Source organism: uncultured Porphyromonas sp., from assembly GCF_934359325.1.
GTDB lineage: Bacteria > Bacteroidota > Bacteroidia > Bacteroidales > Porphyromonadaceae > Porphyromonas_A.
Map to the genome: position 1 here is coordinate 1 of NZ_CAKRLH010000262.1, position 1882 is coordinate 1882.

General features: G+C 59.8%; 3 protein-coding genes. 2 read left to right on the plus strand and 1 reads right to left on the minus strand.

What is annotated here, in order from left to right:
• Together Q0F21_RS07595 and Q0F21_RS07600 are read left to right on the plus strand one after the other, a co-directional pair.
• Positions 1–495: DUF4143 domain-containing protein (locus tag Q0F21_RS07595; RefSeq protein WP_297238792.1), on the plus strand; the 495-nt coding region annotated here is incomplete at its 5' end.
• Between the two features lie 7 nt (positions 496–502).
• Positions 503–1039, plus strand: coding sequence for a cob(I)yrinic acid a,c-diamide adenosyltransferase (locus Q0F21_RS07600; RefSeq protein ID WP_297238793.1), 537 nt, complete (start codon positions 503–505; stop codon positions 1037–1039).
• Here Q0F21_RS07600 and Q0F21_RS07605 read toward each other — a convergent pair.
• On the minus strand, positions 1022–1882 hold an 861-nt coding region (locus Q0F21_RS07605; protein ID WP_297238795.1), incomplete at its 5' end, for a Na+/H+ antiporter NhaC family protein. The two genes, Q0F21_RS07600 and Q0F21_RS07605, sit on opposite strands and share 18 nt — an antisense overlap.

The following is a 1882-nucleotide window of genomic DNA, read 5'->3' on the forward strand; positions in this document are numbered from 1 at the left end:
ATCCAAAACATCGAAGCATGGAGCCCGGCTATCAGGAGCAAAACAGCTATCAGGAGTAATCCAAAGCGGAGTTTTTGCGATCCGTCAATATCGGTTGCGATGCTCGGATTGTCTCCGGATGCTCTGTCCATACAGCTCAAAACCTTTGGGTTTATTTTTGAGCAAATGTGTGTCCGCGACTTAAGGGCATATACGATAGACAGCGGCAGCCACATATCGTACTACCATGATCGGTATGGGCTGGAAGTAGACTATGTGCTACATCTGGATGATGGGCGATACGCCTTGATAGAGTGTAAGTTAGGCAGCCGAGAGATAGATAGTGGGGCAGAACACCTCCTTGAGGTCAAGAGACTGATCAGGGAGCACAATAAGGGAGAGGCTCAGGTGCCACTCAGAGAGCCCGACCTCCTTATGGTGCTGACAGGTGGTAGTACTGCCTACACCCGTCCTGACGGGGTTAAGGTAGTCCCCCTGGGATGTCTCAGAGACTAGAGATACGATGTCGAAGCTGAGCATGAGAGAGAAAAAGGGATACCTGCAGGTCTACACAGGGGATGGGAAGGGGAAGACCACCGCTGCCATCGGGCTGGCTGCGCGTGCGGCGCTGGCGGGGAAGCGCGTCTTCGTGGGGCAGTTCGTCAAGAGCATGCGCTACCACGAGTGCCGGCTCGAGGAGCTGCTTCCCTCGATCCACTTTGAGCAATTTGGTCTCGGCTGCGCCCTGATCCACGAGCCGTCCGAGGAGGATGTGCGTTACGGGCGGGAGGGGCTGACTCGTGCGACCGAGGTGATGTCCTCGGGCGAGTGGGACGTGGTGATCCTCGACGAGGTGACGATAGCGCTCTACTTCCACTTCTTTAGCACGGATGAGCTACTCGAGGCGATCGCAGCCCGGGAGGCGCATGTGGAGGTGGTCTGCACCGGTCGCTATGCGCCGGAGGAGCTGATCACCGCTGCCGATCTGGTGACCGACATGCGCTGCATCAAGCACTACTACGATGCCGGAGTGCCGGCACGCTCAGGCTTCGAGCGGTAGCACAGAGGTTCGCACCGGGTATGGGAATCGAAGGAGGATCGACAGCAGGAGCATCCCGCTCAGGATCATCGGGTAGTACATATAGGGGAGGATCTCCGTCACGGAGAGCCCGGTAAGCCCCGAGGCGATCAGCATCTGAGCACCATAGGGGAGGACGGACTGGACGATGCAGGAGGCGATGTCGAGGATGCTCGCCGTCCGCCTGGGGTCGATCTCCAGCCGCTCACCGAGGTCCCTCACGATCCCGCCGGTGGTCAGTATGGCGATGGTATTATTTGCCGTACAGCCATTTGCCAGTCCTACGAGGGCGGCAAAGGAGAGCTCCCCCGACCGCTTCCCCGACACCCGCCGGGTCAGTCGCTCGACGATGAAGTCGATCCCGCCACGCTGCCGGATCAGCTCCAGCAGTCCGCCGGCGAGCAGCGTCACGATGATCAGGTCACTCATCCCCGAGATCCCCTCACCCGCCTTTGCCATCACCTCCACCGGTGCGATCGTCCCGGTGCCGAGCCCCACCAGCACGGAGAGGAGGATGCCGGCGGTCAGGGAGACCAGGACATTAACCCCACTGACAGCGAGCAAGATCACCGCCAGATAGGGCAGCATCAGGTACCACGAGCCGGTGGTGCTGAGCGCCACCTCCGGTACGTCTTGTCCGAGGAGCAGGTAAAGGACTGCGGTAACCAGCGCGGCAGGGAGTGCAATCAGGATATTTGCGCAAAACTTATCCCTCATCCGCACGCCGATCGTACGGGTGGCGGCAATGGTGGTGTCGGAGATGAAGGAGAGGTTGTCCCCGAAGAAGGCACCCCCGACGATGATCGCCGTGATCAGCCCGGCGCC